This is a genomic window from Pseudomonas sp. MF08817 (assembly GCF_059862705.1).
In genome coordinates, this window is record NZ_JCBCUY010000090.1 from 1 (window position 1) to 1,606 (window position 1,606).

A 1,606-nucleotide genomic window follows, 5' to 3' on the forward strand; every position below is an offset into this window, starting at 1 on the left:
GGGGATGCGGCGGAAATCTTGGACTACCTGGAGGTAGTTCATGTATTCATACGAAGACCGTATCCGAGCGGTCAAGCTCTACATCAAACTGGGCAAGCGAACCGGGGCAACTATTCGTCAGTTGGGCTACCCGACGAAGAACTCTTTGAAGAGCTGGCACGCAGAGTATGAGCGATGCCTCGACCTGCCGCGTTGCTACGAGAACTCGAAGTCGAAGTACTCACCGGCCCAAAGGGAAAAGGCTGTCGAGCACTATCTCGAATACGGTCGCAACATCGCCGCTACCATCAAGGCGTTGGGCTACCCCGCGCGGGATTCTTTGCGTGCCTGGATTTACGAAATGCACCCCGAGTTGCATACGCGTGTTGTCAGTCGATCAGACGGGTTAGCCCGGCCGCCAGCGGTGAAGCAGGCAGCGGTCATCGCGCTGTGCACGCGAAAAGAAAGTGCGAAAGCCCTGGCTCAAAAGCTGGGCGTGTGCAGGCCGACCTTGTACAACTGGAAAAACCAGCTACTCGGCCCAGAGGTATCCCCATCCATGAAGTGTCGACTTGAACCCTCATCGTCACCGGAACGAGAGGAGTTGCAGCGGCAACTCGAATCTCTCCAGCTCGATGTTCGCCGTTTGCAGCTTGAACATGACCTGTTGATGAGGGCGAATGAACTCATAAAAAAAGAGACGGGCATCAACCGGCAAGTCCTGACCAATCGGGAGAAGACATTGCTGGCTGATGCCCTTAGGCATAGGTACTCCTTGCTAGAGCTGCTTGACGCGTTGGGCTTGGCCCGAAGCTCCTATTTCTATCATCGAGCCCGAATGCAGGTCGCGGAAAAGTACACCGAAGTGCGTCGTGCCATGGCGGACATATTCGAGCGCAATCATCGTTGCTATGGCTACCGTCGGATGCGAGCTTCGTTGAGCAGGCAGCGTGTGCGCCTTTCAGAGAAGGTGGTGCAGCGCTTGATGAAGCAGGAGTGCCTAGTCGTCGCCAAGCCGAAACGGCGTCGATACGGTTCCTACCTCGGGGAGATCAGTCCGGCGCCGGAAAACCTCCTCAACCGCGACTTCACGGCCCTAGCTCCGAATGAGAAATGGCTGACCGACATCTCGGAGTTCCAGATCCCGGCAGGCAAGGTGTACCTGTCCCCCATGATCGACTGCTTCGATGGGAAGGTAATCAGTTGGTCGATCGGCACGCGTCCCGACGCCGAGCTTGTGAACACGATGCTGGATGCAGCTATCGAAACGGTGGCCAGTAACGATAAACGGCCTGTTGTTCACTCCGATCGTGGCGCTCACTACCGCTGGCCCGGCTGGTTATCGCGCATCGCTGATGCGAAGCTGATTCGTTCGATGTCGCGCAAAGGCTGCTCACCAGACAACGCGGCTTGTGAAGGTTTCTTCGGCCGACTGAAAACGGAACTGTTCTATCCTCGCAACTGGCAGTCAACGAGCATCGAGCAGTTCATTCAGGCCTTGGATTCATACATTCGCTGGTACAACGAAAAACGTATAAAGATTTCCCTCGGCGCGCTCAGTCCCATTGAGTATCGTGAAAGCCTGGGCTTAGCGGCATAACCAGTCCAAGTTTTTGTCCGCATCCCC

1 protein-coding gene is annotated in these 1,606 nt (G+C 56.0%); it reads left to right on the top strand.

Annotated elements, in window-relative coordinates:
* Nucleotides 1-40: 40 nt before the first annotated feature.
* Nucleotides 41-1,579 (top strand): IS3 family transposase, encoded by a 1,539-nt coding sequence (locus AC19YR_RS24700; protein ID WP_039615185.1) that lies wholly within the window; start codon nt 41-43, stop codon nt 1,577-1,579.
* The last annotated feature ends 27 nt before the right edge of the window (nt 1,580-1,606 follow it).

Bases quoted from the DNA above. Each gene is read 5' to 3' on its own strand.
- AC19YR_RS24700 (WP_039615185.1), top strand. From the start codon at position 41: ATGTATTCATACGAAGACCGTATCCGAGCGGTCAAGCTCTACATCAAA.